General features: G+C 70.0%; 4 protein-coding genes and 1 pseudogene. 1 reads left to right on the top strand and 4 read right to left on the bottom strand.

Annotation, left to right across the window (positions count from 1 at the left end):
* Positions 1–21: 21 nt before the first annotated feature.
* Positions 22–921: an MBL fold metallo-hydrolase gene (locus VGL85_RS21840; RefSeq protein WP_331591161.1), complete on the top strand. Its 900-nt coding sequence runs from the start codon at positions 22–24 to the stop codon at positions 919–921.
* An 8-nt stretch (positions 922–929) separates the two neighbouring features.
* On the opposite strand, the gene VGL85_RS21835 is transcribed toward VGL85_RS21840, so the two are convergent.
* The 4 genes and pseudogenes from VGL85_RS21835 to VGL85_RS21820 all read right to left on the bottom strand — a co-directional run.
* Entirely contained in the window at positions 930–1502 is a 573-nt protein-coding gene (locus VGL85_RS21835; RefSeq protein WP_331591160.1) for a hypothetical protein, read from the bottom strand.
* A 192-nt stretch (positions 1503–1694) separates the two neighbouring features.
* Positions 1695–2225 carry a GNAT family N-acetyltransferase gene (locus VGL85_RS21830; RefSeq protein WP_331591159.1) on the bottom strand — a complete coding sequence of 177 codons (531 nt, stop codon included), beginning with the start codon at positions 2223–2225 and terminating at the stop codon, positions 1695–1697.
* A gap of 9 nt (positions 2226–2234) precedes the next feature.
* The gene (locus tag VGL85_RS21825; protein WP_331591158.1) at positions 2235–3881 is read right to left on the bottom strand and encodes a long-chain-fatty-acid--CoA ligase; all 1647 of its coding nucleotides are present in this window, start codon (positions 3879–3881) and stop codon (positions 2235–2237) included.
* 71 nt (positions 3882–3952) lie between these two features.
* Positions 3953–4159 (bottom strand): annotated as a pseudogene (locus VGL85_RS21820) (hypothetical protein); the annotation flags it as partial.

Raw genomic sequence — 4159 nt, 5'->3', positions numbered from 1 at the left:
GACAACGGGAGCAACCCCTAGATGGCCATCCCCTTCATCCGCACCTTCGAGCCGCGCTATGGCGAGCTCGTGCAGGTCACGCCGCTGATCAGCCGTGTCGTCGCGAACAATCCGGGGCCGTTCACCTTCATGGGCACCGGGACCTATATCGTCGGCCATGGCGAGGTGGCGGTGATCGACCCCGGCCCGGACGACCCGGCTCACCTGGCGGCGATCCTGGCGGCGGTGGCCGGCGAGCGCGTCACAGCCATCCCGATCACCCATCACCACGCCGACCACTCGCCGCTGGCCGAGCCGCTGAAGGCCGAGACGGGGGCGACCATCTACGGCTGCGCGGTGAAGCAGCACCACGAGGAAGAGGCCGGCGCGCCGCGCATGGAGGCCGGCCACGACCTCGCCTTCACCCCCGACGTCAGCCTCTGCGACGGCGGGCTGATCGAGGGCCCGGGCTGGACGCTGCAGGCCATCCCCACGCCCGGCCACACCTCCAACCACCTCTGCTATGCGCTCAGGGAAGAGAACGCCCTGTTCAGCGGCGACCACATCATGGGCTGGTCGACCACGGTGATCACCCCACCGGACGGCGACATGACCGCTTATCTGGACAGCCTGGCCAAGGTGAAGGAGCGCGATTTCGACGTGCTGTGGCCGACGCACGGCCCGCCGATCCGCGAGGTCGGCCCCTTCCTCGACGCCTATGCCGCCCACCGCCAGGAGCGGATGGACCAGATCACGCTGGCGCTGGCCGACGGCCCGGCGACGATCCGCGAGCTGGTGCCCAGGCTCTACGCCGACGTCGACGCGCGCCTGCATCCGGCCGCCGCCCGCTCGATGCTGGCGGCGATCATCCACATGGAGCGCGGCGGCGAGATCGAGGCCAGCGGCCCGCCGGGCCTGGATACCACCTACCGCCTCGCCTGACGCCCGCTCTAGCGGCCGCGCAGGATGCGGTGCATCTCCTCGCGCCGCAGGCCGCCGATAGCCGCGGCCACGGCGGCGGTAAACGCGCTGAGCAACAGGCCCACGCCCATGAACAGCGCGACCTGGGCGGCGATATTCTGCGCGCGCATCGGGTCGGCCTGCAGCGCCAGGGCGGCGGCGTTCGCCGCGGCGTTGGGCGGCATGACCGCCACGATCAGCACCGCGCCGGCCACCGTGCTCACCGCCCAGGTGACCAGGCCGTGGGCGGTGTCGCGGAAGTGGACCTCGTGCTCGTGGACGTTGGCCCAGCGGGTGCGCAGCCGCCCGGCCAAGTAGCCGCCGAGCGCGGCCGACAGCACCTGGACCACGATCAGCCAGGCGCCAAGGATCGGCGTGAAGTCGCCGGTGGCCGGCGCGGCGCTGGGCCACGGCGCGCCGAGCTTCAGGCCGAAGCCGGCCGCCAGCGTCGACAGCAGCATGGCCAGCCCCAGGGCCGAGACGGCGCCGGCGAAGATCGCCGGCCAGCAGACCGCCGAGTGGGTCTCGTCCCCGATGGGGACCACGGAAAGGTCGGTTTGCATTCGCCTGCTCCTTCCGGGTTCAGAAGTGGTGGGTGCAGAAGGCCAGGAGCAGGATGAACGGCAGGGGCACGCCCAGCAGCGCCAGCAGGATTGATCGCATCTTCGCCTCGATCCGTGATTGAACAGCGGTCGATCAAACGCCGCGCGGCCACGCCTGTTCCGGGCCGATGTTCGAAGGCCCCCCGGCGGGCCCTAGATCGCCCGCTCCAGCACCACGAAGTAGAGGTCGGACCGGGTCGGCGCGCCCAGGCGGGATTCGTGGTACGGCCACGGCTTGGTCACGCCCGTGCGCCGATAGCCGCGACGCTCGTACCAGGCGACCAGGGTCTCGCGCTGCGCCAGCACTGTGATCGCGATGCGGGTGGCGCCCTCGGCCTGGGCGTGAGCTTCCGCTGCGGCCAGCAGGCGGCGGCCCAGCTTGCGGTCCTGCAGGTCCGGCCGCACGGCCAGCAGGCCCAGGAACCAGGCGCCGTCGCCCTGCGGCTCCAGCCAGACGTGGCCGAGGTGCTCGTCCGCCCCGTCGCGCCAGATCATCAGCTGGGCGTCCGGCGCCGCGGCCAAGTCCTCGCGCAGCGTCTCGTCGGTGAGCCGCGGGCCCTCGATCAGGTCCTCGACGCTCCAGCTCTGCCCGGGGCCCGTCTCGCGGTAGGCCTTGTTGGTCAGCGCGACGATCGAGGCGAAGTCGCCGTCCTGCGCCCGCCGCAGCCGCACGTCATCAGCCAATTGCGGGCCTCAGGCGCTGACCGTGGCCCGCGCGGTCGGCAGGACGTAGTCCTTCATCCGCTCGCGGATCAGCTTCTTGTCGATCTTGCCGGTGGCGCCCAGCGGGATATCGTCCACGAAGACCACGTCGTCGGGCGTCCACCACTTGGCGATCTTGCCTTCCAGGAAGCCCAGGAACTCCTCCTTGGAGGCCTGCTGGCCGGGCTCCAGCTTGACCAGCAGCACCGGCCGCTCGTCCCACTTCGGATGCGCCGCCCCGATCACCGCGCAGAGCGCCGCCTTCGGATGGCCCACGGCCAGGTTCTCGATCTCGATGGAGCTGATCCACTCGCCGCCGGACTTGATCACGTCCTTCGACCGGTCGGTGATCTGCATGAAACCGTCAGGGTCGATAGTCGCCACGTCGCCGGTGTCGAAATAGCCCTCGTCGTCGAGGATCACCCCGCCGTCGCCCTTGAAGTACTGCCCGACCACGAACGGCCCGCGCACCATCAGCCGCCCGAAGGTCACCCCGTCGTGCGGCAGCCGCGCGCCGTTGTCGTCCACCAGCTTCAGTTCGATGCCCACCGGCGGGCGGCCCTGCTTCAGGGTGTAGCGGAGCTGTTCCTCGCTATCGAGCTTCATGGTCTTGCCGGTGGGCGTGGCCAGGGTGCCCAGCGGCGAGGTCTCGGTCATGCCCCAGGCGTGGGTCACCGCAACCCCGTAGTCGTCGCGGAAGGCGCGCACCAGGGCCTCGGGCACCGCCGAGCCGCCGATCACCACGCGCTTGAGCGTGGACAGCGAAAGCTTGTTGTCGCGCAGGTGCCCCAGCAGCATCTGCCACACCGTCGGCACCGCGGCGGAGAAGGTGACCTCCTCGCTTTCCAGCAGTTCGTAGACCGACTGGCCGTCCAGCTTCTGGCCCGGCATCACCAGCTTCGCGCCGGCCGCCGAGCAGGAGAAGGCCAGGCCCCAGGCGTTGGCGTGGAACATCGGCACCACCGGCAGCACGGTGTCGGTGGCCGAGATGTTCATCACGTCGCGGCCCATGGTCACCAGCGTGTGGAGGAAGTTGGAGCGGTGCGAATAGAGCACCCCCTTGGGATTGCCGGTGGTCCCGGAGGTGTAGCAAAGCGCCGCCGGCGTGCTCTCGTCGAAGCCGCCCCAGACGCAATCGGCGGACTGCTGGCCGATCAGCGTCTCGTAGCAGAGCGCGCCCGGGAAGACGTCGGGCTGCATGTGCGCCTCGTCGGTCAGCACCACGAAGTGCTTCACGGTGGGCATCTTGGCCCGGTGTTCGGCCAGCACCGGCAGGAAGGTCAGGTCGGTGAAGATCACCTGATCTTCGGCGTGGTTGATGATGTAGCAGAGCTGCTCGGCGAACAGCCGCGGATTGAGCGTGTGGCAGACCGCGCCAATGCCCATGACGCCGTACCAGGCCTCGATGTGGCGCGCGGTGTTCCAGGCCAGGGTCGCGCAGCGGTCGCCCGGCTTGATCCCCAGGGACAGCAAGGCGTTGGAGAGCTGCTTGGCCCGGCCGTGCACCTCGGCGTAGGTGGACCGGACGATCGGGCCTTCCACCGAGCGGCTGACGATCTCGCGGTCGCCGTGCCAGTTCTTGGCGTGATCCAGGATCTTGTCGACCGTCAGCGGCCAGTTCTGCATCAAGCCCAGCATCTCGTACTCCCTCCCCCGCGCCCGGCGATCCTAGGCGCCGGACATTTTATTCGTGTTTCTACCTATTGTTATCACCGATCAGACGCAACGCGACGCGATAGCCAGTGGGCTGCCGCGGCGTCGGTCGCCGCCGTCGCGTCCACCTGCGCCCAGTCGGCGGGCGGATCGGGATAGCGGGCCGCCTGGCCGCGCAGCACCGCCACGTCGGCGTCGGAGGCGTCGCCCACCCGCGCGCCCACCCGCGCCTCCAGCACCTCGAGCGGCGCGGTGAGCCAGGC

This window comes from Phenylobacterium sp., assembly GCF_036501465.1.
Taxonomy (GTDB): Bacteria; Pseudomonadota; Alphaproteobacteria; order Caulobacterales; family Caulobacteraceae; genus Phenylobacterium.
This window is presented reverse-complemented; position numbering and strand designations above follow the sequence as displayed.